The 639-nt window shown below is 57.6% G+C and carries 2 protein-coding genes; one reads left to right on the plus strand and one right to left on the minus strand.

Annotated features, from left to right (window positions below; genetic code table 11):
* Positions 1–4 precede the first annotated feature (4 nt).
* Positions 5–166 carry a hypothetical protein gene (locus NW837_RS13470; protein ID WP_414332134.1) on the plus strand — a complete coding sequence of 54 codons (162 nt, stop codon included), beginning with the start codon at positions 5–7 and terminating at the stop codon, positions 164–166.
* 63 nt (positions 167–229) lie between these two features.
* Here NW837_RS13470 and NW837_RS13475 read toward each other — a convergent pair.
* Positions 230–639: PspA/IM30 family protein (locus NW837_RS13475; RefSeq protein WP_414332133.1), on the minus strand; the 410-nt coding region annotated here is incomplete at its 5' end.

Genomic DNA, 639 nt, shown 5'->3' on the forward strand with positions numbered 1-639 from the left:
CGTGGTGCGAGTAGCGCAAGAAGCCGGGATCCCTTGTTTGCTGGTGCGCTCGGTTAGCGATGCAGGGGACGATACGGATTTCTTGAGCTTTTTTCAAACAGCAGCGCTCAACTCAGCAGCAGTTGTCCGCACCATCCTGCAAAGTCTGCCCCCGTCCTTGCCTTAGCCCGACTGTGGGGATCCGGGGATCCCCTTTCCCAAGGAAGAGTTGGGCTGGATCGCGTTGGCGTCAGTTGTTCATCTCCCGCTCCAGCTTGGCCATCGAGATCTGGCTTTCTAGGCGGGAAATGCCTTCGCGAAGGGTTGCCACCTGCGCTTCAACTTCATCCAAAGATTTGCGAACCGCTTCTGCTGCGCTCATGTGCTGGTTGCGCCGGACCAAAGCCTCGCGGGCAAGGTCATCTTGGTTCTGTTGGCTGGCTTTCTCAGCTCTGACAAACCAATCTTCGGCCTTTTGCAAAATTTCGTCGTACCGCCGTTCCAGTTGCTTGCGACTGGCCAGGGTTGTGGTCAGGCTGCGCTGCAATTGTTTCAGATCCCGCTCCATCTGCCGGATGCTCACCCTTTGTCGGCTGGGCTTTCTCCACAGCACTTTGCTCAGACCCACCACCACCACTGCGGTAGCAATCCCCACACCCG

The sequence above is a fragment of the Synechococcus sp. R6-10 genome (assembly GCF_047461815.1).
In the GTDB taxonomy this organism is placed as follows: domain Bacteria; phylum Cyanobacteriota; class Cyanobacteriia; order Thermostichales; family Thermostichaceae; genus Thermostichus.